This window comes from Gemmata palustris, from assembly GCF_017939745.1.
Classification (GTDB): Bacteria; Planctomycetota; Planctomycetia; order Gemmatales; family Gemmataceae; genus Gemmata; species Gemmata palustris.
The window spans coordinates 259,796-280,494 of sequence record NZ_JAGKQQ010000001.1; the positions used below are offsets into that span (position 1 = coordinate 259,796).

Sequence of the window (20,699 nt, forward strand, 5' to 3'; positions counted from 1 at the left end):
GGCCTGAAATGCGCAGCGGAGATACCGCCCAACTTATGGAAGCGGAGAGGCTGCACACAATTCGGTATCGGCCTCGTGGGGCGGCTCGTGCCCCGTCGGGTTTTTGCCAGAACCAACATATGGTCGTCCCGCGGCGTGACGGTTGCTAGAACTCGTGCAGTCCGAAGCGCGAGCTAACGTCATCACGGGAAAGCGGTGCCAGTTATGAGCGGGTGGGGGCAACAAATTTGGGACACCATTCGTGAGGAATTCTCAGACATTTCCGATGTCGCGCAGGTGACCCGCATCATACTCCGGTTGGTGATCGCCGCGGTGCTGGGCGGGGTATTGGGGTACGAGCGGGAATCCAAGGGACGCGCGGCGGGAACCCGGACGCACATGCTGGTGGCGATCGGCGCGGCCCTCTTCGTGCTGATCCCGCAGCAGGCCAAAGTATCGGACGCGGACCTCACCCGCGTGCTGCAGGGGCTCGTTGCCGGGATCGGGTTCTTGGGTGCCGGGACCATTGTCCGGGGAACGGGGCAGGAGGACGTAAAAGGTCTGACGACTGCGGCGGGCATCTGGTTGACCGCCGCGATCGGAGTTGCCGCGGGCATGGGGCGCGAGGCCACCGCGGTGCTGGCGACCGCGCTGGCTCTCTTCGTGCTGTACGCGGTTCCCAAACTCACGCAGTCATTCGGCCACCAAAACGGATCGCCCCCGCAGTCCCCACCGCCCCAGGGCAAAGCCAAGTCGAAAAAGTGAGCACCGCTTATGCGCGGTGGGCGGCTCACTGAGGGCTGGCGGGAGCGGCCGCGCGTAACCGTTTGACTTCGGCTTCCAGTTCCGTGATTCGCGTCTGGAGCTTCTCGACGACCGGGGCGATCTCTTCGTTCGTGTACCGCGGGTGAATGTGCTGGTGGCAATTACCGTCCCACGCTTCAACCGTGAATAGGATCCCCCGCTCCACCTTGCCGGGGTACGTCGGGTCGCGGAGCTTCGCTTCCAGGTCCGCGTCGCCCTCAATCACTCGCGCGGTGCCCCACAGCTTCACGCGCTGGCGGTTCGCGTAGTCCATCAGGAAGATGAACGCCTTCGGGTTCTCGGACAGGTTGCCCAGCGTAAGGTACTGCTTGTTGCCGCCGAAGTCGGCGAACCCGAGCGTGCGTTCGTCAATGACTTTCAGGAACCCCGTCGGGCCGCCGCGGTGCTGGATGTACGGCTGCCCGTCGGCGGTCGCGGTGCCCAGGTAGAACATGTCTCGTTCGGCGATAAAGGCGGCCAGTTCGGGCGTAACCGTGGTTTCCCAACTGCCGCTGCGCTCCATCCGGGCGTACCCTTTTCGGGAACCCTTTTGTTCCTGAACGGCCTTCACCGCGGGGGTGAAGGCGACGTCACTCGCGTATTCTCGCATGGGAACACCCTCATCGGGTTATTTCTTGTTCACGTGCTTACCGAGGAAGTTGCGCATCAGTTCGGCGATCTCGCTCCCGTTCGTTTCCAGGGCGAAGTGCCCCGCGTCCAGGAGGTGGAACTCGAGCGTCTTCAGGTCGCGCTTGTACGGCTCGGCCCCGGCCGCGGGGAAGATCTGGTCGTTCTTGCCCCACGCGATCAGCACCGGCGGCTGGTGCTTGCGGAAGTACTCCTGCCACTTCGGGTACAGCGGCGGGTTGCTGCCGTAACTCAGGAACAGGTCGAGCTGGATCTCATCGTTCCCCTTGCGGTCGAGCAGGAACTGGTCGTGGGCCGCACCGTCCGGGCTGACCAGTTCGGGGTTCTTGACCCCGTGCGTGTACTGCCACTTGGTGGTGTCGTAAGTCAGGGCATCGCGGAGGGCATTGCGCTTGTCCTTGTTAGTAGGTTCCTTCCAGTACGCCTTGATGGGCTTCCAGAACTCATTGTCCAAACCCTCTTCGTAGGCGTTACCGTTCTGCACCACGATCGCGGTGATGCGGTCCGGGTACTTGACCGCGATCCGGTATCCGACCGGCGCCCCGTAGTCCTGCACATAGAGGGCGAATTTCTTGAGCTCCACTTTCTCGGTGAACTGATCGATCACGTCCGCGAGGTTGTCGAAGGTGTACTTGAACTTGTCTCGCGACGGCATTGAACTGTGGCCGTACCCGGGGTAATCGGGCGCGATCACGCGGTACTTATCGCCCAGTGCCGAGAGCAGGTTGCGGAACATCTGCGAGCTGGTTGGGAACCCGTGGAGCAGAAGGATCGCGGGGGCGTCCTTCGGTCCGGCTTCACGGTAGAAGATGTCCAGGTCACCAACTTTCACTGTCTTGTGCGCCACCTTAACGGCAGGCGCCGGCTGTTGAGCGACGGCGGAACCAGCCAGCCCGACCGTCAACGCGACGGCGGCAATCGGGGCGAATACTGCCAGGCGGATCATGATCGTGTCTCCTGTTTGAAGGCGTGAGGGGGATTCGGGATTCACACTGCTGAATCAGTTCGCACGACCCGTGACCACAAAGCGGGACGCGCGGTTCGGACGAGCCGCGCCCGCAAGGAAGCGGTAGCGCCTCCCGCTTCCTTGCGGGCGCGGCTCGTTGTCAAGACCGGATCAAGCCGCGACTGCCGACTTCGCGTCCCGCTTTCGCAAATGCGCTTTTGCAGAATCGGCCATCGTGACCAGTGCCGCGCCCATCATGATTGCGTCCTTGATGACGAGCCGCCCCGCGCCGGACAGGAGCGGGAAACCGTGCTCCGTGCTCCCGAGTGGTGGCACCCAGCACTCGGGCGTGGTAATCAGGAACGAGAGCGTCGCGAACGACATCACGAACACCAAGAAGCTGCCGACGGCCGAGACTCCCGGGAACACCGGGTGGAGTGCGATGAGGACTCCGTAAGCGACGATCACCGAACCGAGGCCGTAGGCGAACAGGTACGTCCCGTTTTGCTCGTGCCACTCGCGGTTGGCGGGCACCAACTCGCCCTCGCGGTTCATGTGCTTACGGTATTCGCCCGCGGGTTGTTGGTAGAAGAAATTCATGAGAGGACTGTTGGCCACGAACGGGACGATTCCCTCGTCCTCGTACTTGAAGATCTTGAGGCCGCCGATCCACACCAGCACCACGATTAGCCCGACGCGGGTCAGGGCGATACCAAATTTGTCCGCTCGCGCGGCCAGCTCGAACAGTTGGTTGATCCGGTTCATGACAGATGCTCCGCGAAACACTCGGTCGAAAAAGTTGGGGAGTGAGTTACCGCACGTCCGGGATGCCCGGGTGGTCCGCCGGTCGGGGACCGGGCGCGGGCCAGAAGAACGTCCGCTCCTCTTCGCGAATAGCGAGATCGTTGATGCTCGCCTCGCGCCGGCGCATCAGCCCGCGCTCGTCGAACTCCCACAACTCGTTGCCGTAGCTGCGGAACCAGTTCCCGGTGTGGTCGTGCCACTCGTAGCGGAACCGGACCGCGATGTGGTCCGCGGTGAACGCCCACAGTGCCTTCACCAGCCGGTAGTCGAGTTCGCGCTCCCACTTGCGGGTGAGAAACGCGCGGATCTCGTCGCGCCCGACCGGGAACTCGCTCCGGTTGCGCCAAACCGAGTCCTCGGTGTAAGCCAGCGCCACGCGCTCCGGGTCGCGGGTGTTCCAGGCGTTCTCGGCCAGTCGGACCTTTTGAGTGGCGGTTTCCAGGGTGAACGGCGGAGCGATTACAGCGGGAGTCGGGTTCATGGCATTCTCCGATCGGGTGAGAGTGACAGCCCGCGACGAACCCGCGGGCGTTGAGCGGACCGAACTATTCGGCGGTGCTTGCCTGCAACCGTTGATCGGGCAGGGCTTCCGCTTTGGGGAAATCGAGGTCCGTCTTAACGGCTTCGTTGAAGTAGTTCGTGAAGACGTTGAGCGCGACGTGTGCGATCACTTCGGCGATCACCTCGTCACCGAAGCCGGCTTCGCGAACTTCGTTGAGGTCGCTGACATCGACCCGACCGCGCGTCTCGACCACCCGGCGCGCGAACCGGAGCACCGCGTCCGCCTTCGGGTCCACCGTGGTTCCGAGTCGGCTATCACGGATCTGCTCGGTCGTCAGCCCGACCATCTTGCCGACAGCGGAGTGCGCTCCGAGGCAGTACTCGCACCCGTTTGCTTGTGACACCGCGAGGGCGATTTGTTCGCGGAACTTGGCCGACAGTGTGCCCTTGCTCAGCGCGCCACTGAATTGCAGGTAGCCATCGAGAACCGCCGGGGAGTTCGCCATCGCGCGGGTCATGTTCGGGACCAGCCCGAGCTTCCCCTTCACGGCTGTCAGTAGTTCTTTGGCCCGGCCGGTCGCAGTGTCGGGATGGATTTGGCTGATACGGGACATGATCGTGGCCCTTTTCTTTTGTGTCGGCCCGCTATCATTGAGCAGGTTGCGGCTAATTAATTCACACGCCGTGCCAACGTGAAGCGATTCGCATAACACACGATCAGTCTGGTGGTTGCGGCAAAGTGTGGCCGCGTTTCTGGTTGACGAATTTTCGTTTCGTCATGAATTATCGTAAAATGGTTGCGAAATCTCGTTGAGAGGTCGCAATGAGCATATCCCAAATCGTTCCGTTGTTTGCCGATCCTAAGCGGTTGCTGCTCGATATGGCCCGCGAGCACCGGTTGCCGGAACTGCTGCGGATGGTCGTCACGCGGACGGCGGAGTCCGCGCGGGTGGCGCTCGCTCGAATCTGGTTGGTGCAGCGGACCGCGGACTGTGCGGGGTGCTCGACGGCGGCCGAGTGCAGCGGTCGGCCCACGTGCCTCCATTTGGTCGCGAGCGCGGGGCGATCCGTGGTCGATTCGGGGGTCGAATGGACCCGGCTCGATGGGGCGTTCCAGCACGTTCCGCTGGGTGTGCGCAAGGTCGGGCGGATCGCGGCGACCGGTGAACCGATCGAGGTTCCCGATCTCTCATCGCCCGAGCCGCCCGAGTGGGTCGCGCGCCCCGACTGGGTACGAGCGGAGGGCATCGCGGGGTTCGGCGGTCAGCCGCTCGTTCACCGCGATCAGGTGCTCGGCGTACTGGCGGTTTTCGCACGCGGGGGAATCGGCGCGGAGTGTATGGGCTGGTTGCGGACCATTGCCGACCACGCCGCCGCTGCAATTGCGACCGCGCGGGCGTTCGAGCAGATCGAGGAGTTGCGCGCCAAACTGGAGCTGGAGAACGAGTACCTGCGCGAAGAAGTGACGCGGACCGGCGCGTTCGGCGAGTTAGTTGGGGGCGGTCCGGCGCTCGAAGCGGTCGCGCGCCAGATCGACTTGGTCGCGCCAACGGATTCGGCCGTTCTTCTTTTGGGGGAGAGCGGCACCGGAAAGGAACTGGTCGCGCGAGAGGTGCATCGCCGGAGCAAGCGAGCCGCTCGGCCGCTCGTAAAAGTGAACTGCGCCGCGGTGCCGCGCGAGTTGTACGAGAGCGAGTTCTTCGGTCACGCGAGGGGGGCGTTCACCGGCGCGCTGCGCGACCGGGCGGGGCGGTTCGAGTTGGCCGACGGCGGAACGCTGTTCCTCGACGAGGTGGGAGAAATCCCGCTGGAACTTCAGGCGAAATTGCTCCGCGTACTTCAAGAAGGCGAACTGGAGCGCGTGGGCGAAGAGCGCACCCGGAAAATCAACGTGCGGCTCATCGCGGCTACCAACCGCGACCTCCGTGCGGAAGCCGAGGCCGGGCGGTTCCGGCAAGACCTCTACTACCGGCTGAGTGTGTTCCCGGTGGAGCTGCCGCCGCTCCGCAAGCGCGGGGAAGATATCCCGCTTCTGGCCGAACACTTCCTCGCATTGACCGCACGCAAGCTCGGGCGCCCGAAGCCGCGACTCACACTGGCGAACGTCCAGCAACTTCAGCGGTACCACTGGCCGGGGAACGTCCGCGAGTTGCAGCACGTCATCGAGCGCGCGGTCATTACGGCCGACGGCTCGCGCCTGACCATTGACCTGCCCACGAGTTCCCTCGGGTCCGCGAGCAAAGCGCCAACCACGGCGGTAGCGGTCGGGGACGAGCGCGTGCTGACCGATGCCGAGGTGCGAGAACTGGAAGCGAACAACATCCGCGTCGCGCTGCGGCAAGCGAAGGGGAAGGTGTCCGGTTCGGGTGGGGCCGCCGAACTGCTCGGGGTGAAGCCGACGACTCTCGCGTCGCGGATCAAAGTTCTGGGGCTCGTGCCGCGATGACGCGGGCACGAAGAGGGAAACCGGAACGATGTGCGTGGTGCGGGGCGTGTTACAGATGTGGTGAGCGGCGCGGCGTGGACTCACGCCGGCCGATCGTTTGTTTTCGTGCTTACTTGGCGGCCGGGGCCGCGGGCTTGGTCGCCGCAGCGCGGAGGCGCTTCACCAGGCGCGACTTGAGTCGGGCGGCCTTGTTCTTGTGAATGTACCCCTTGGTCGCGGCGCGGTCGAGCATCGCCTGCGTCGCCTTCACCTCGGTCGTAGTCTTGGTCGCGTCGGTGCCGATGATCGCGGTGGCGACTTCCTTGCGCTGGCCCTTGAGCTTCTTGGCCGCGGCCCGGTTCTGGCGGCGGCGCTTTTCGGATTTGCGGAGGCGCTTCCACGCGCTGGCTGTGTGAGGCATGTCTCGTGTTCTCGCTACTCGGGTGGTATTGGATCACCCGTTCGGGCGCCCGCGGGTGCGGGCGCCCGGACGGGCACGTGATTTACAAGGCGACGGCGCCGACTTTGAAGCGGACGAACCGGACCGGCTCCAGCCCGGCCTTCTTCAGCGCGGCGCCCACGCTGGTGTTCGGGTACTTGCCCGCGTTCGCCATCGGCTGCTCGCTCAGCACGACTTCGGACAGGCGCGTGCGGAGCTTGCCCTCGGCGATCTTGTCCAGAATGTTCGCGGGCTTCCCGGTGTTCTTCGGGTCGGCGTCCATGTCCGCTTTGACGAGGCCCTTTTCCTTCTCCACCACGTCGGCCGGCACGTCCGCGGTGGTCGCGTAGGGCGGGTTGAGGGCCGCGATGTGGGCCGCCACGTCGCGGAGCAGTTCGTCGTTCGCGGCCGCGCCCTTGCACTCGATCACCACGCCGACGGTGCCGTCGTGGTGAACGTAGCCGCCGTACACGCCGCCCTCGAGCCGCTGGAAGCGGTGCAGCACCATCTTCTCGCGGATCACGCCGACGACGTCGTTGATGCGGTCCTGCACGGTGCCGGTGCTACCGAACGGCTCCACGAGCAGCGCGGGCGCGTCCGCGGCCTTGCTGCCCGCGGCGTGCTTCGCGAGGTCGTTGGCCAGCGCGATGAACTGGTCGCTCTTGGCCGAGGGCGCGCTCTCGCACCGCATCTCGACGATCGCGGCGACCTTCGCGGCGTTGTCGACGAACGCCCCGACCCGCCCCTCGGCGGTCTCGTTGCCCTCGCGCTTCGCGGTCACGCCCTTGCTGCGCTCGCGCAGCCAGTCGATGGCCTTCTCCATCTCCCCGGCGTTCTCGTCCAGCGCCTGCTTGCACAGGCCCATCGGCTGGTCGGTCCGGTCGCGGAGCTGCTTGACCATCTGCGGCGTTACGGCTGGCATAACTCTCTCCCAAAGTTCCTAGTTGCGGGTTCCAAGTTCCAAGTTATCCACGCGACCCGCTACCGTCCCGCTCCCCGAACAAACGGGGAGCACCGGCGGCCGGGGAGGGGGAACTCGGAACCGGGAACTCAATGTTTTTAGACAGCGCCGGCGGGAGCGGGGTTCGACTCCGGTGCGGGCGGGGCCGGCGGCGCGGGCGCCTTGGGTTGCGGCTGCACGCGGGTCTTCTGGATGCCCTGTTGTTCCGGCGGCAGCGCGGCGCGCCCCTCGAGGCAGGCGTCGGCGAGCTTCGCCAGGATCACCTCGATGGAGCGGATGCTGTCGTCGTTGCCGGGGATGGGCAGGTCGACCGGGTCCGGGTCGCTGTCGGTGTCGATGAGCGCGATGGTGGTGACCCCCATCCGCTTGGCTTCCTTCACCGCGATGTGTTCTTTGTTCGGGCCGACGATGACCAGCGCATCGGGCGGCTTGATCATGTCGCGGATGCCCATCAGGTTGCGCCGGATCTTGAGCAGTTCGCGGCTCAAGGTCGAGATCATCTTCTTGGAGTGCGTGAGGATGTCCGCGGTGTCGGGCGCGAGGGCCGGGTCGAGCTTGCCCGCTTCGGTCATCAGCGAGGCGATGTGCGCGTTGAGGTCGACGCGGTTCGGGTTCTCCCCCTGGGGGAGCCACATGGCTTCGAGCTCTTGAAGGCGCTTCAGGCGGTTGCGGATCGTGCGGTAGTTCGTGAGGGTGCCGCCGAGCCAGCGCTCGCTGACGAAGGGCATCCCGCACCGGCCGGCTTCCTTCTCGACGATTTCTTTCGCCTGGCGCTTCGTGCCGACGAACATCACGAGGCCGCCGCGGGCCACCACCTGAGCCAGGTAGCGGTACGCACGCAGGAGGCCTCGCACGGTTTCGCGCAGGTCGATGATGTGAATCAGGTTCCGCTTGCCGTAGATGTACGGCCGCATCTTCGGGTTCCACCGGCTGGCCCGGTGCCCGTAATGGACGCCCGCTTCGAGAAGCACTTTCACGTCTACGAGAGCCACAGCAACTCCTTCGAGGACACCGCACAGATCACGCACAGGTTTGGCATGACGAGGCACATCCCCCAACTGAGAAAAGATTCGCCCCCAACACGGTTTCTGGGGCGGTTAATGGGTACGAACGCGCACGAAATTACGGCGCGGGAACCCAGAAGCTAGTAATATAATCTCCGACGAAATATCGGCCAACCCAGTTCTCGGCTTTCTTCGCACCGATGTTAGCGGAACACGCTCGGCCGCGCCTGATTCCCGTTCTGGACGTGATGAGCGGCGTCGTCGTGCGCGCACGCGGTGGGGTGCGCGAGAACTATCGCCCGATCGCGTGCCCCTTCTCCGGGAGCCGTGAACCCGCGGACGTCGCCCGTGCCGTCCTGAAACTCGCAAGCGCCAACGAGTTGTACATTGCGGACCTGGACGCGATCACCGGCAAATCGCCCGTTTCTCGTGCGACCCGCGACATCTTGAGCGCGTGGGAGGTACCTACTTGGCTGGACGCCGGGATCGGGCGCACGGATATCCTCGATTTCCCGGACTCCCCTCACATTCGGCCCGTGGTCGGATTTGAAACCTGTCGCGTGCCGGAAATCCTCCGGGAAACGCTCACCGAACCACTCCGCCGACCGGTCGCGTTTTCACTCGACCTCAAGAACGGGATATTAGTGGGCAACTGGCGTGCCTGGAAGCTTAAGAACGACCGAGACGTGGTGCCCCTGGCCCGGCGTGTGATCGAAATGGGTGTTCGCGCGCTCATTGTGCTCGACCTCGCCCGCGTGGGTACTGGTACCGGCGCGGGGACGGAACCCCTGCTCCGCGCGATTCGCAACGAGTTCCCGGATATCGATCTGATCGCGGGCGGCGGCGTGCGCACCTGGGAAGACGTGGACCGTTTGGGCGCAGCCGGTGCGACCGGCGTACTCGTCGCGTCTGCACTGTATGACGGAACATTGAGCGGACCCGACCAGTCAGGCGATTGAAGCGTCACTGTTCGGATCTGCCCACCGGTGCCACACAACACGATCCGCGTCGTATTGCCCTGGGATGTCCGCCTTCGCGTCTTCTTCGTTGTTGTGATCCATATCTTGCACGACTTCCCAGTGTTCGTTGCAGGTGAACCGATACAACTGCCCGGTCGCGTACTGGCACACCGCGAATCCGTACACGCGGAGGTCGTCACCTTGCGCGCCGGGCAGTTCACCGAACGGTACTTCACCCGCCCACGCCCACCACAGGACATGAGCACCGTCGAGCACCGGGGGCGGGTTCATCGCCCTTCTCCAGACGAAGCCAACTTCGTGAGCGCGTCGTCCGTGAGTCGGTACACGGTCCACTCGTCCATCGGCTTCGCGCCGAGCGACTTGTAGAACTGGATCGACGGCTCGTTCCAGTTCAGCACGGACCACTCGACGCGGGCACAATCACGCGCCACCGCGAGCTTCGCCAGCGCGCGTAGCAGTGTCTTGCCGTGACCCTTGCCGCGCGCTTCTGGGATCACGAACAGGTCTTCCAGGTAGATGCCGGGCTTCGCGCGGAATGTCGAATAGTTGTGGAAGAACAGCGCGAACCCGACGACCGCGCCCGAATCCTCCACGAGCAGTACCTCTGCGTAGCGCGTGGCGCCGAACAGGTGGCGGTGCAGATCGGCGTCCTGGAGCACGACCGCGTGCGCGAGTTTCTCGTATTCCGCCAGCGCGCGGATCAGGTTCGCAATCACGGGCACGTCATCGGGCGTCGCGGAGCGGATCATGGGGTCTCCGGGTGAACGGCGGGGCAGGGCAGAGTACACGAATAGCACCGTGGTGCCGATTCGTGTACTCTGCCCCGCCCCGTTCACCCTTCCGAATTTGAGCGGCCGTTCACGCTTCCGACCAGCTCAGCGGCGGCCGTCACTTCTTCGCTTCCTTCAGCAGCTCTTCGAGGCGCTCGGCCGCTTCCTTGGCCGCGGCGTCGAAACGGCCGACCACCTTGCCGTCCGGGTCGATCAGAATGGTCCTCAAGGAGCTACTGATGCCGTATTTCGCCACCGGTCCACCGCGGCTCGCGTTCTGGGCGCCGCCTGGCGGTTTCAAGGATGTCAGCGCCACCGGGAACGGAATATCGCGCCCCTTCCAGATGTCCTTCTTGTAAATCGCGTGTTTCTCATCGAAGGCTTTCGCTGTGCCCACCTCGCCGTCCGCATCGACGTGGACGCCGACGATCGCCACGCCCTTGTCCTTGACGCGGTCGTACAGGTCCATGACCGCCGGCATCTTGTCGATGCAATCCCCGCACCCGTAGCTGCAAAACGCGAGCAGCACAAACTTCCCCTTCAGGTCGGCCAGCTTCACCTCCTTGCCCTTCCACCCGGCCACATCGGTCAGCTCCGGCGCCGGCTGCCCGAGGAGCTTGAGCAATTCGTTCGGCAGCAGGTCAACCGGCTCGACCACGTGCTCGTTCCGGTCTTTCGGCACCGTAATCTTCACCCGCTTGGACACCATCCATTCAGTACCGAATAAGGCCAGGGTGTAGTCGCCCGGCGGCAGTAGGTACTCCAGCTTCCCGGCCTCGTTGCCGGTACTAGCGATTTGCCGCCCGTCCGGCGTTTCAATGATCGAGTGGAAGTAATCGGTCCGGCCCGCCTTGGTCAGTTCCTCGCACCGGACCGTCGCCAGAACCCGGCACTCCGGTTGGAGCGTCACCGTCACCGTGCTGCTCGCCAGGAACATAGCGGGGGACATACGTGCATTGCCCACCCGCTTACTTACCGGATCTCGGACCACTATCTGGTCAGAAGCCCATTCATCAAAGAGTACTTTCACGGTGCCATCGGCATCGGTCGTCCTGGCGTTGAAGAACGTCCACCCGGTCTCCGGGTCTCGGATGCCGCCTTCCGGCACCCGGTTGAATTGTTCCCACCGCTTCCGCTGTTCCTCGGTCACCTTCTCGGGCGGAATCGGGCGGCCATCAGGCGTCCGTGGCTCGAAATGCGGGCGGCGGTTCATCAATCGGGCGACGACCGCGCCGACCACCGGCTTGCCGTCCGCCCCGACCGCCTTCACCGTCACCTCCTTTGGGAATTCCTTGAATCCCGGCGGCGCCTTCGCCAGCGTCGCCCGAATCAGCCGCTCGCCGGGGTCGTCGACCGAGGCGGGTCGCGGGCCGCCCGGTTCGGTCGCGAAGCAGACGCTCAGCCGCTCGCCGTCCAGCTTATACACGCCCGGATACCTCCCGGCCGCGATCTTGAGGGGGGCGCCGGCGGGGGCGAAGTCGAGTTCCTCAAGGACCAGGTCGAACCGCTTCGGCTCGGCCGCCGGGTCGAGTTCGATTTTCCCTCGCAGAACGAGTTTTTCGTCGAGGAACGGCTCGACGGTGACCGCATCGCCCCGGATGACAACGCGCGAGCGCCAGGCCATGCCGAGTGATGCGTTCTTCCCGGAACTGGCGTCGAACACCCATAAACCTTGGAGCGCGTCGGCGTCGGCCCTCTTCGCTTCCGGGGGCCGGGCTGCGACCGGCCCCCGCGACGCCTCGGGCGGTGGCTCAAACGAGACCGCGGCGGCGGTCAACCCCACGAGGAGGGCGACCGCCCCCAGCGCGGCGGGTAACAGCTTCGACTTCCATGTCATCATTTGAATCACTCCGTTGGCAATGGCTGAAGCCCGGCCGGGGACCGCCTCCCCGTGCGCGAAGGCAACGGCCGTTGCGGTGGTGGCTCGGATCGCGTGGTCCGTCGCCGAAGCACGCGAACCCAGCCCGTCCAGGAAAACCGTCAGGCCCCCGATACTCACCGTCACGCCGCGGCGAACGAGCCGCGTCCGCAGGAGCACTTTCGCGCGCGTCAGCCACCCGGACAGCGTCCCGACCGGGCAGTTCAGTTCCGCCGCGGCCTGTTCGTAGGTCCTCCCTTGGAGGTAACAGAGCACCACGGGGACGCGGTACTTGGCCGGCAGGCGGTCCAACTCGGCGTCGAGGGCGGCGGCGAGGTCCGGGTCGGAAGTGACGGGTTCGGGGGCCGGGACCGTCGAGAGGTCGGTCGAATGATGCCTCTGGTGTCGCGCGCGGACGCGGACCGCGCACCGGTACGCGACCCGCGCCAGCCAGGCCGCGAGGTGCGTACCGCGAACGACTTCGGCCCGGCGGACGAGAACGAGGAACGCCGCCTGAGCCGCGTCCTCGGCGTCGTGTACGTTCCCGGCGACCCGCCGGCACACGCCGAACACCAGTCGCCAGTGCCGCCGGACGAGCAACTCGAACACCGCGCGGTCCCCGTCCCGGACGAACCGGAGGAGCAGGTCCGCGTCCGGGACGTGACCAAGAGACCGATCGGCAAGGACGGGGATCATTGGCATCTTGCCAGAGTGGTGCCACCCTCCGGCCCGGCGCATGCGCGATTTTTCCGGTGGCAAAAATAGTTGGAACGACCGGGCGCCCGCAGTGGGGAGAGAGTGCGTCGCGCCGGGCTATTTGCTGGTGGCGAGGAATTCGAGCAGGTCGGCGGCTTCTTGCGGCGTGAGCCCGCTCATCTGGCCGTCGGGCATCAGCGACACGCGCGCGGGACGCACCGAGTCCACGTTGTACGCGGCGAATTGCCGCTCTGATTTCTTACGGGTTCGCGCACGGTCGGAACCGAAAAACCTTGCCGGGAGCCAGTAGAAGTGAAGGCCCAAGCGTTCTCACGCCGCAGAGCGCGTTCTATACTCGGTTGCACTCCGGTCTGTTCGTTCGGCCGAGTAGCCGGTTTCGCGAAATCCGAACCCACCGTTCGATGGGAGACACCGCCGTGCGATTCTCGTTCGCTCCGATCGCCGCCATCGCTCTCGCAATCCTCCCGCACCCCGTGGCCGGAGGGGAGCCGCCGGAAAAGCCGGAGGGTAAGCCCACAGCGCTCCGCGTCGGAGACCCCGCCCCGCCGCTGCGGGTCAGCAAATGGCTGAGCGGGACCGAGGTCAAGCGGTTCGAGCCGGGCAAGGTGTACGTGGTCGAGTTCTGGGCCACGTGGTGCGGCCCGTGCATTGCGGTGATGCCGCACCTGACCGCCCTTCAAACCGAGTACAAAGACAAGGGGCTGACCGTGGTCGGCGTCACCGCGAAGGACGAGAAGAACTCGGCCGCGGCGGTGGAGGCGTTCGTGGCCCAACGGGGCAAGCGGTACGCCTATACTTTCGCCTTCTGTGAGGACCGCACGACATACGACGCCTACATGACGGCGGCCGGGCTCCAGGGCATCCCGTCGGTGTTCGTCGTCGGCCCGACCGGAAAGATCGAGTTTATCGGCCACTCGATGGAACTGGACCTGGTGATCCCGAAAGTATTGGCCGGGACGTGGCGCGGGCAACCCGACATCGACCAGATACGCAAGGATTACGGGCGGTTCGCCGGGATCATGAAGAAGGCCCAGACCGATCCGGCCGCAGCCCTCAAGGAATTCGCCGCCTTCGAGACCGATTTCCCGAAGGTGGCGGCGGGGTACTATTACCAGATCAAGAAGCTCCAGCTCCTGCTGCTGGGTAAAGAGTTCGACGCGGCCCGGGAACTGAGCGAGTCCCTGATCCGGTCCGCGACCGAACTAGCGAACCCGATCCTCGTCAGCGGCGTCCGGCTCATGTGGTCCGCGTCCTTCATCAACCCGGACAAGAAGCACCCGGAACTGGCCCTGAAGGCGGCGGAGGCGGAACTGAAGATCGAGGGCGACCGCGACCCCGCGGCCCTGTTCCACGTCGCCGAGGCTCACGCCTTCGCCGGCAACACGGTCAAAGCGACGGAATACGGGCAAAAGGCGGTTGCCGAAGCCAGCGGCGAAGAGCGCAAGGAATACGAAGCCGCGCTCAAGAAACTGCTGGGCAAGTAAGTCGATCGGGAAATGATGCGAAGACCAGTCGATGGGCAGGTAGGCGTGTGTTCGAGAGTGAGGGGATCGCACAGCACAGGCCCGGGGTCGTAGGCACAGAAGTATGTGTGCCTACGACCCCGATCTCGGGAATCACTTCCGGTTCGTCAAGAACTCGAGCAAGTCGGCGGCTTCTTGCGGCGTGAGCCCGCTCATCTGACCGTCGGGCATCAGCGACAGGCGCGAGGGGCGGACCGAGTCCACGTTGTCCCCCGCGATCACGACTTCTTTATTCTCCGCGTCGCGCAGGACGAGTTGCTTCTCGTCGCGCTTCACGATGATCCCGGTGTACGTCTTGTCGTTCTTCGTCTTCACGTTGTACGCGGCGAATTGCGGCTCGACGCGCGCGGACGGGTTCAGCAGGCTGTCGAGCAGTTCGGGCCGCGTGCGCGCCTTGCCGATCGCCGAGAGGTCCGGGCCGAGGGTCGTTCCGCGGTCGCCGACCTTGTGACAGTTCGCGCACTTCATTTCTTTGTTGAAGAACAGCGCCTCGCCGTTTTTCGCCTCGCCGGTTAGCGCCAGAATCGGTGCGGGACGCGGGCTCGCACCGAGCTTGCGCCCCTTCGGGTCCGCGGGCATGTGTCCCTCGAACAAGTCGCGCACGGGCACGGCACCGTGTTTCACCACCTCCGCGGGCAGGTTGTTCGTGCTCTTGCTGTCGAATTTGCCCAGCGCGAAGGCCCGCGCGAAGGGCCACGCGGCCGAGAACGACCCGTATGCGAGGTCCGGTCGGTTCACGTTCGGTAGACTCGCGCTCCACTCCTTCGGCGGGTTCGAGAGGGACGCGATCCATTGCCCGACCACGTCCAATCCCTGCGCGTGCGGGAATTCGGACCCGAGGTGCGGCATGCGCCCGCGGCCGAACTTCGCCATCCGGTAGAACAGCACGCTCCGGTACGGGTCACCGGGCGCAACGATGCGCGCGTCCGCCAGTCCGAAGTCGCCCTGCTTCGGGCGCACGTCGAAGATGCCGGTTTCCTTGAGCGGCTTTGCGGCTTCGAGTTCGATCACCACCTGACCGCCCCCGCCCCCGAATCGGTGACAGTGGGCGCAGTTCGCGTGGAGGTAACTGCGCGCCCGCGCTTCGAGTGGATCGTCTCCGATGAGGGGAACGAGCGCGGGCTGTTTCTTGATGGAGTTCGCGTCGAACGGCGGAAGCTCCTTGTCGTCCGGTCCCACGCGGCGGGCGTAGCCGTGCTTCATCAGCTTGACGAGCTGATTGGTTTTGTCCGTTCCGGCGAACAGCGGCACGCGGTTGAGTTGAGCGGTGTTGAACGCGAGCGAATATTCGGACCACGCATTGTGGCAACTGAGGCACTGCGTGCGGCTGTGGAACGTCCACACGTGCTCCCTCTTACCCACAGGCACCCAGGCGCCCTTCTCAATCTTACCGCCCGCAGCAATCGGGAACGTCTTCTCCGCACCATCCGCGGGTACGAGGTCCGCGTCGGTCTGGTCGTCGCGCCACGCATAGGAATACCCGCGCCAGTCTTCGCCGTCGAAGTGGAGCAGTTGCGTCTCGACGCGCGTCTCGGACTGCCCCTTGTCGGTCACCACGTCGAGCGCGAGCGTCTTCACCAGCACCGCGTCCTTCGGGAATTGTATCTTGAACTCGTGCCAGAACACCTGCCCGGGGAGCGCGCGCGGCTTCTCGAAGAAGCTCATGGTGGACAGGTCCGGCAGCGCGAGCAGATAGTCCGCGGTGGCACCGTCCTGCCACTGCCGGGCGTTCGTGTAGAACGGGATCACCCCCGCGGCCGGTTCCAGTTTCTTCACGTCCGCGAACAGGCCCGTGTCGCTGAGTTTGGTGGGGAACTTGGCATTGGCCGCGCCCCCATCGTTGCGCTCGAACGTGTAAATCGACCCGTTGTCGTAATCGCAGAAGTAGATCTCGCCCGCGTTGTCCTCGCCGAACGCCGACGGGCGCACGCTCGGCTTCACGATCTCGGGCATTTCCTTGACCCGATCGCCCTCGACGCGCGCGGCCCAGATGCGCCGCGTCTCCCAGTCGCCGAAGATGTACGCGCCGACCAACTCGGGGAACTTCTTCCCGCGGTAGACGTACCCACCTGTAATGCTCGCCGCGATCGTGTGCGGCAACTCGATGAGCGGAGGGCGGATCGGGGTCGGCCCGATCTTCTGATCCGGGCGCACCGGTTGCCGCCCCTCAACAATGCTCCACCCGTAGTTCCCGCCCTTTTCGACCCGGTGAACCATCTCCCACAACTCCCACCCGACATCGCCGAGCCACAGTTCGCCGGTCTTGCGATCGATGCTCATGCGCCACGGGTTGCGGAACCCGAAGGCCCAAATCTCGGGCCGCACGTCCTTCATGCCCACAAAGGGATTGTCCTTCGGGACCGCGTAGTTCTTCCCCTCATCTTTCTTGTTTACATCGATACGAAGCACGGACGAGAGCAGGTCCGAGCAGTCCTGCCCGGTAGTGGCGGTGTCCGGCGGGTTGGGACCGGAAGCGTCGCCGGTCGAGACATAGAGGAACCCGTCGTGCCCGAAGTGCATGTCGCCGCCGTTGTGCCCGCCGCCCACGAACGTGATAACGATCTCCTCGCTCGCCGCGTCGAGGCGCGGGGGATCGGTGTCGGTCACTTTGAACCGCGACACGCGCGAGCCGTCCGGGAACCGGCCGTCCTTCGGTGGGACTTTTGCGTTGAGCGTGTAACAGACGTAGCAGTACCGGTTCTTCGCGAACTCCGGGTGGAACACCAGCCCGTACAGTTCGCCGACGCCGCCCGCGCCGGGCGTCTTGTCGATCGTCTTCAGTTCCTTCTTGAAGTCGAAGAAGAGTTCCTTCTTGGCGTCCGGCTTGTTCAGAACGGAGTACAGCGCGCCCTCTTGCTCACCGATGAACAGGCGCTCCGATCCCGGGCAGCGCACGATCAAGAGCGGGTGATGGAACTTCGCCTCCGGGAACACGCGCACGGGCTTGTACTTCGGCGGCGGTTCCGGGCTGCCCGTCACTTTCGAGGTCGTCCACGGCTGGCGCGCGTTGGGATCGGCTTTCGCCTTCGGCGGGTCTTTGTCGCCCGCCGCGTGCGAGTGCCAGTTGGTTTGGAGGACGAGCGCGATGGCCGCGAACCCGATGATCGCGGCGCCGGTCCGTGCGAGGGGGAGAGATGACATGACAAGCTCTCATGAAACCGGGAAACCCGTGGGTTGCGAGTATACACTCGAACTGGGAGGTTCCGCCATGATTCCGTTGTCCGTGGTCGATGCGTTCACCGACACGCCGTTTCGCGGGAACCCCGCGGCAGTGTGCCTCCTCGATTCCTGGCCGTCAAACGAGTGGTTGCAACTCGTCGGGCGCGAGATGAACCTCGCCGAGACCGCGTTCCTCCGCCACCGCCCGGGCGGCGAGTACGAACTGCGCTGGTTCACGCCCACGGTCGAGGTCGCGCTGTGCGGTCACGCGACACTCGCCTCCGCACACGTCTTGTGGGAATCGGGCGCTGCGACACAAGACGTGCTCACATTTGCGACCAACAAAAGCGGCATTCTCACCGCGCGCCGACTCCCATCGGGCGAGATCGAACTGGATTTCCCGGCCCAACCCGCGACTCCGTGTGCGACACCAGCGGGGTTGCTCGAATCACTCGGCGCGAATGCAATCGCGGTCGCGCGCAACGAGTCCGATTACCTCGTGGAAGTGGCCACCGAAGCCGAAGTACGTGCGCTGACGCCGGACCTCACGCGGCTCGCGCGAATCGAGTGCCGCGGGGTGATCGTCACCGCGAAATCCGATGATGCGCGCTACGATTTCGTGTCGCGGTTCTTCGCACCGCAATCCGGCATTGATGAAGACCCGGTGACCGGCTCCGCGCACTGTTGTTTGGCCGTGTGGTGGGGAAACAAGCTCAACAAGGTGGAAATGACGGGCTATCAGGCGAGCACACGGGGCGGGGTGGTTCGTGTGGTTAGGGCCGGTGATCGCGTCAAACTCATCGGCCGCGCGATTACGATCTCGCGCGGCCAGCTCCTTGCTCTTCCGATGTAAGCTCACTTACCTTTTTCACCGACCGGCACCACGGGTCCGGGCGGGACCGGGTCCGGCATGCGCGGAACGGCCGGCTCTGCCATTGGGGGGACGCTCGGGAACAGCACGTCGAGTGGAGGAAGTTTTCCCGCTTTGAGGGGGATGTTACTCGGCGTTTCCAGCTTGAGTTGCGGAACGGTCGGAACCGTGAGGTACGATCCGCGATACGTGTTGTAGATGGTCCCCGGGTAGCCGGTCCGATCACCGAGCGGACCGTAGCCCAAGCCGCCGTAAGGTGCGACGTGGTACCCGAGTGGCCGCGGGGTAATCGGGCTACTCATGCTACCGAGCCCCTGCGGGTGGACGACCGGGGGCGGTAAGAACAGTGGCGCGGGTGGCGGCGCCCCGACGCGACTGGGTTGGGCGCTCGCAACGGGCGCAAGAAGGGTGAGCGTCGCAAGAGAGATGAAGGTTCTGCGGACTGACATGACGAGCCTCTTACACGAACAGTGGCGACGGGCTACGGGAGAATTGAGCAAATCGAGGGCCGGAACCTATTCCTGGGACTGCGGGCGTTCCGCCCGCTTCTACCAGGGTGTTCGGCTTCCAGATTAAACGTGAAGCGATTCGTCGCTGGGACCGGCGGGCGAGACGCCCGCGGTCCCAGGAAAAGACATCACACCAGTTCGCGAATCGGCTGCGCGTCGGCGTCGATGGGGAAGTGCGGTCGGCCGTTCGCGTCGTACTCGCGCACCGCGTTCGGGTCCAGGCCCAGGTTCTTGTACAGCGTCGCGAAGATCTCCTGGTGCGTCACCGGGCGCGACGCGGCGCGCTCCGCTAGCCGGTTCGACGAACCGATCACTTGGCCCATCTTCATCCCGCCGCCGGCGAGAAGCGCGCAACTGAGCTGCGGCCAGTGGTCGCGGCTGGCCATGTTGTTGATCTTCGGCGTGCGGCCGAACTCGCCCCACACGATCACCGACACGTCCTGGTCCATTCCGCGGTCGTGCAGGTCTTCGATCAGCGTCGTGACGGCGCGGTCGAGGAGCGGGAAGTCCTTACGCGCTTGCACGAAGTTCTTGCCGTCCGGTCCGTGCCAGTCCCACCGCGTGAAGTTCATCGTCACCACGCGGGCGCCCGCTTCCACGAGACGCCGGGCGACGCAGAAGTTCCGCACCATGCGCGGGGCGCCGTCGCGCTCGAAGGCCGGGTCGTCCACGCCGTAGCGCTCCAGCACCTTGGGGTTCTCTTTCGAGAGGTCCACCGCGTCCTTCAGTTTCGACGACGTGAGGATGTCGAGCGCCTGCCGGTTGAACGAGTCCATCCCGTCCATCGTGCCCTTCGCGTCGATCTTGCGGTCGAGGTCGTCGAACCCCTTGAGTAAGCTCATGCGGTCGTTGAGCCGGTCGAGGCTCACGCCCTTGAGTGTGAGGCTGTCCGACTTCATGCCGGTGTCGCGGCCCCCGACCAGGTGGAACGGCGCGTGCTGAATCCCGAGGAACCCGCCGTCGCCGTGGTACCCCCAGCGCTTCTCGCCGCACGGGTACATGAGCGACACGTTCGCCGGCACCGCGGGGTCGGCCGGCCCCTGGGATTTCGACACCCACGACCCGAACGACGGCCAGTGCCCGAGGTTCGCCGGGGTCCGCGGGCGGCCCGTCATGCACTGGTAGGCGTCGTGGTCGCCGGCGCTACCGACGAGCGAGCGGATGATCGTGAACTTGTCCATCATCTGCGCGATGCGCGGGAACAACTCGCAGATCTGGATGCCGGTCACTTTGGTCTGGATCGGGTTGAACTCGCCGCGCACCTCTTTCGGCGCGTCCGGCTTCAAGTCCCACATATCCTGGTGCGGCGGGCCGCCGGGCAGGTAAATGTTGATGATCGACTTGTGCGAGGTCTTCGTGCCGCTCTTGGCCCCGGCCGCGAGCAGGTGCGGCAGCGCGAGGCACCCGCCGAACAGCGTCCCACCGGCCGTGAGGAAGTCGCGCCGGTTGAGGCCGTCACAGAACCCGCCGCGTGCGTGCGGGTCGCCGAAAAGAGAAAGCATAGGCAGCACCTTCAACGCGACACAATGCGGTGGGAGTCAACGAGCAGGCAGGTATAATACTTTTCGCCGAATTCACGCTCGGTGTCCAGCAGAATCAGCGTAAAGCACGTTCACGCCTCCTCATGGAAGCTTCATAATGTGCCCGGAACGAATCCCTGCGGAATACACGGAAGAACACATTCGCGTCGTCACTGACGTTGAGACGGTCCGCCGACGCCCCCAGATGTACAGTGGCGGCGTCGATTCGCGCGGGTTGCATGAGCTCCTTTTCGGCCTAGTCACGGATTCGCTCGACGAGA

Annotated in this window: 19 protein-coding genes; 5 read left to right on the top strand and 14 right to left on the bottom strand. The window is 64.9% G+C overall.

Annotation, left to right across the window (positions count from 1 at the left end; genetic code table 11):
* Positions 1 to 204: 204 nt before the first annotated feature.
* A complete protein-coding gene (locus J8F10_RS01135) occupies positions 205 to 744 on the top strand; it encodes an MgtC/SapB family protein (protein ID WP_246523781.1) in 540 nt (179 codons plus the stop codon).
* A gap of 25 nt (positions 745 to 769) precedes the next feature.
* On the opposite strand, the gene J8F10_RS01140 is transcribed toward J8F10_RS01135, so the two are convergent.
* From J8F10_RS01140 to J8F10_RS01160, 5 genes are all read right to left on the bottom strand, one after another.
* Positions 770 to 1,393 carry a pyridoxamine 5'-phosphate oxidase family protein gene (locus J8F10_RS01140; protein WP_210651868.1) on the bottom strand — a complete coding sequence of 208 codons (624 nt, stop codon included), beginning with the start codon at positions 1,391 to 1,393 and terminating at the stop codon, positions 770 to 772.
* Between the two features lie 18 nt (positions 1,394 to 1,411).
* Positions 1,412 to 2,377 carry an alpha/beta fold hydrolase gene (locus tag J8F10_RS01145; RefSeq protein ID WP_210651873.1) on the bottom strand — a complete coding sequence of 322 codons (966 nt, stop codon included), beginning with the start codon at positions 2,375 to 2,377 and terminating at the stop codon, positions 1,412 to 1,414.
* A gap of 171 nt (positions 2,378 to 2,548) precedes the next feature.
* Complete coding sequence (locus J8F10_RS01150; RefSeq protein WP_210651874.1) at positions 2,549 to 3,142, bottom strand: DUF417 family protein; 594 nt, start codon at positions 3,140 to 3,142, stop codon at positions 2,549 to 2,551.
* A gap of 46 nt (positions 3,143 to 3,188) precedes the next feature.
* On the bottom strand, positions 3,189 to 3,662 hold the full coding sequence (locus J8F10_RS01155; protein ID WP_210651876.1) for a nuclear transport factor 2 family protein: 474 nt from the start codon (positions 3,660 to 3,662) through the stop codon (positions 3,189 to 3,191).
* Positions 3,663 to 3,726: 64 nt separating this feature from the next.
* The gene (locus tag J8F10_RS01160) at positions 3,727 to 4,296 is read right to left on the bottom strand and encodes a carboxymuconolactone decarboxylase family protein (RefSeq protein WP_210651878.1); all 570 of its coding nucleotides are present in this window, start codon (positions 4,294 to 4,296) and stop codon (positions 3,727 to 3,729) included.
* A 209-nt stretch (positions 4,297 to 4,505) separates the two neighbouring features.
* Here J8F10_RS01160 and J8F10_RS01165 point away from each other — a divergent pair, with 209 nt between their 5' ends.
* Complete coding sequence (locus tag J8F10_RS01165; protein ID WP_246522744.1) at positions 4,506 to 6,128, top strand: sigma-54-dependent Fis family transcriptional regulator; 1,623 nt, start codon at positions 4,506 to 4,508, stop codon at positions 6,126 to 6,128.
* Between the two features lie 109 nt (positions 6,129 to 6,237).
* On the opposite strand, the gene rpsT is transcribed toward J8F10_RS01165, so the two are convergent.
* From rpsT to rpsB, 3 genes are all read right to left on the bottom strand, one after another.
* Positions 6,238 to 6,528, bottom strand: a complete 291-nt coding sequence (gene rpsT, locus J8F10_RS01170; RefSeq protein WP_210651881.1) for a 30S ribosomal protein S20 — start codon at positions 6,526 to 6,528, stop codon at positions 6,238 to 6,240.
* Between the two features lie 82 nt (positions 6,529 to 6,610).
* A complete protein-coding gene (gene tsf / locus J8F10_RS01175; protein ID WP_210651883.1) occupies positions 6,611 to 7,468 on the bottom strand; it encodes a translation elongation factor Ts in 858 nt (285 codons plus the stop codon).
* A 137-nt stretch (positions 7,469 to 7,605) separates the two neighbouring features.
* Positions 7,606 to 8,499: a 30S ribosomal protein S2 gene (rpsB, locus tag J8F10_RS01180; protein ID WP_210651889.1), complete on the bottom strand. Its 894-nt coding sequence runs from the start codon at positions 8,497 to 8,499 to the stop codon at positions 7,606 to 7,608.
* 212 nt (positions 8,500 to 8,711) lie between these two features.
* Here rpsB and J8F10_RS01185 point away from each other — a divergent pair, with 212 nt between their 5' ends.
* Positions 8,712 to 9,470 carry a HisA/HisF-related TIM barrel protein gene (locus J8F10_RS01185; protein ID WP_210651890.1) on the top strand — a complete coding sequence of 253 codons (759 nt, stop codon included), beginning with the start codon at positions 8,712 to 8,714 and terminating at the stop codon, positions 9,468 to 9,470.
* Here J8F10_RS01185 and J8F10_RS01190 read toward each other — a convergent pair.
* The 3 genes from J8F10_RS01190 to J8F10_RS01200 all read right to left on the bottom strand — a co-directional run bounded on the left by J8F10_RS01190 (position 9,459) and on the right by J8F10_RS01200 (position 12,815).
* On the bottom strand, positions 9,459 to 9,761 hold the full coding sequence (locus J8F10_RS01190; protein ID WP_210651891.1) for a hypothetical protein: 303 nt from the start codon (positions 9,759 to 9,761) through the stop codon (positions 9,459 to 9,461). The two genes, J8F10_RS01185 and J8F10_RS01190, sit on opposite strands and share 12 nt — an antisense overlap.
* The gene (locus J8F10_RS01195; protein ID WP_210651892.1) at positions 9,758 to 10,240 is read right to left on the bottom strand and encodes a GNAT family N-acetyltransferase; all 483 of its coding nucleotides are present in this window, start codon (positions 10,238 to 10,240) and stop codon (positions 9,758 to 9,760) included. The genes J8F10_RS01190 and J8F10_RS01195 overlap by 4 nt, the downstream gene beginning before the upstream one ends.
* 139 nt (positions 10,241 to 10,379) lie before the next feature.
* Positions 10,380 to 12,815: a sigma-70 family RNA polymerase sigma factor gene (locus J8F10_RS01200; protein WP_210651893.1), complete on the bottom strand. Its 2,436-nt coding sequence runs from the start codon at positions 12,813 to 12,815 to the stop codon at positions 10,380 to 10,382.
* Between the two features lie 437 nt (positions 12,816 to 13,252).
* On the opposite strand from J8F10_RS01200, the gene J8F10_RS01205 reads away from it, so the two are divergent.
* Positions 13,253 to 14,320, top strand: coding sequence for a TlpA disulfide reductase family protein (locus J8F10_RS01205; RefSeq protein WP_210651895.1), 1,068 nt, complete (start codon positions 13,253 to 13,255; stop codon positions 14,318 to 14,320).
* 132 nt (positions 14,321 to 14,452) lie between these two features.
* Here the strand turns inward: J8F10_RS01205 and J8F10_RS01210 are convergent, their stop codons facing one another.
* Complete coding sequence (locus J8F10_RS01210; RefSeq protein ID WP_210651897.1) at positions 14,453 to 17,500, bottom strand: PQQ-dependent sugar dehydrogenase; 3,048 nt, start codon at positions 17,498 to 17,500, stop codon at positions 14,453 to 14,455.
* Between the two features lie 67 nt (positions 17,501 to 17,567).
* On the opposite strand from J8F10_RS01210, the gene J8F10_RS01215 reads away from it, so the two are divergent.
* Complete coding sequence (locus J8F10_RS01215; RefSeq protein WP_210651899.1) at positions 17,568 to 18,371, top strand: PhzF family phenazine biosynthesis protein; 804 nt, start codon at positions 17,568 to 17,570, stop codon at positions 18,369 to 18,371.
* A gap of 2 nt (positions 18,372 to 18,373) precedes the next feature.
* Here the strand turns inward: J8F10_RS01215 and J8F10_RS01220 are convergent, their stop codons facing one another.
* Both J8F10_RS01220 and J8F10_RS01225 read right to left on the bottom strand, forming a co-directional pair.
* A complete protein-coding gene (locus J8F10_RS01220) occupies positions 18,374 to 18,838 on the bottom strand; it encodes a hypothetical protein (RefSeq protein WP_210651901.1) in 465 nt (154 codons plus the stop codon).
* Between the two features lie 188 nt (positions 18,839 to 19,026).
* The gene (locus tag J8F10_RS01225; RefSeq protein WP_210651907.1) at positions 19,027 to 20,400 is read right to left on the bottom strand and encodes a DUF1501 domain-containing protein; all 1,374 of its coding nucleotides are present in this window, start codon (positions 20,398 to 20,400) and stop codon (positions 19,027 to 19,029) included.
* Between the last annotated feature and the right edge of the window lie 299 nt (positions 20,401 to 20,699).

What these genes read in the sequence shown, in the direction of transcription:
- J8F10_RS01145 (WP_210651873.1), bottom strand. Translation starts at nt 2,377, where the DNA reads ATGATCCGCCTGGCAGTATTCGCCCCGATTGCCGCCGTCGCGTTGACG.
- J8F10_RS01215 (WP_210651899.1), top strand. Translation starts at nt 17,568, where the DNA reads ATGATTCCGTTGTCCGTGGTCGATGCGTTCACCGACACGCCGTTTCGC.
- J8F10_RS01195 (WP_210651892.1), bottom strand. Translation starts at nt 10,240, where the DNA reads ATGATCCGCTCCGCGACGCCCGATGACGTGCCCGTGATTGCGAACCTG.
- J8F10_RS01220 (WP_210651901.1), bottom strand. Translation starts at nt 18,838, where the DNA reads ATGTCAGTCCGCAGAACCTTCATCTCTCTTGCGACGCTCACCCTTCTT.
- J8F10_RS01135 (WP_246523781.1), top strand. Translation starts at nt 205, where the DNA reads ATGAGCGGGTGGGGGCAACAAATTTGGGACACCATTCGTGAGGAATTC.
- J8F10_RS01185 (WP_210651890.1), top strand. Translation starts at nt 8,712, where the DNA reads ATGTTAGCGGAACACGCTCGGCCGCGCCTGATTCCCGTTCTGGACGTG.
- rpsT (WP_210651881.1), bottom strand. Translation starts at nt 6,528, where the DNA reads ATGCCTCACACAGCCAGCGCGTGGAAGCGCCTCCGCAAATCCGAAAAG.
- J8F10_RS01225 (WP_210651907.1), bottom strand. Translation starts at nt 20,400, where the DNA reads ATGCTTTCTCTTTTCGGCGACCCGCACGCACGCGGCGGGTTCTGTGAC.
- J8F10_RS01165 (WP_246522744.1), top strand. Translation starts at nt 4,506, where the DNA reads ATGAGCATATCCCAAATCGTTCCGTTGTTTGCCGATCCTAAGCGGTTG.
- J8F10_RS01150 (WP_210651874.1), bottom strand. Translation starts at nt 3,142, where the DNA reads ATGAACCGGATCAACCAACTGTTCGAGCTGGCCGCGCGAGCGGACAAA.
- J8F10_RS01210 (WP_210651897.1), bottom strand. Translation starts at nt 17,500, where the DNA reads ATGTCATCTCTCCCCCTCGCACGGACCGGCGCCGCGATCATCGGGTTC.
- J8F10_RS01200 (WP_210651893.1), bottom strand. Translation starts at nt 12,815, where the DNA reads ATGATCCCCGTCCTTGCCGATCGGTCTCTTGGTCACGTCCCGGACGCG.
- J8F10_RS01155 (WP_210651876.1), bottom strand. Translation starts at nt 3,662, where the DNA reads ATGAACCCGACTCCCGCTGTAATCGCTCCGCCGTTCACCCTGGAAACC.
- J8F10_RS01140 (WP_210651868.1), bottom strand. Translation starts at nt 1,393, where the DNA reads ATGCGAGAATACGCGAGTGACGTCGCCTTCACCCCCGCGGTGAAGGCC.
- tsf (WP_210651883.1), bottom strand. Translation starts at nt 7,468, where the DNA reads ATGCCAGCCGTAACGCCGCAGATGGTCAAGCAGCTCCGCGACCGGACC.
- J8F10_RS01160 (WP_210651878.1), bottom strand. Translation starts at nt 4,296, where the DNA reads ATGTCCCGTATCAGCCAAATCCATCCCGACACTGCGACCGGCCGGGCC.
- J8F10_RS01190 (WP_210651891.1), bottom strand. Translation starts at nt 9,761, where the DNA reads ATGAACCCGCCCCCGGTGCTCGACGGTGCTCATGTCCTGTGGTGGGCG.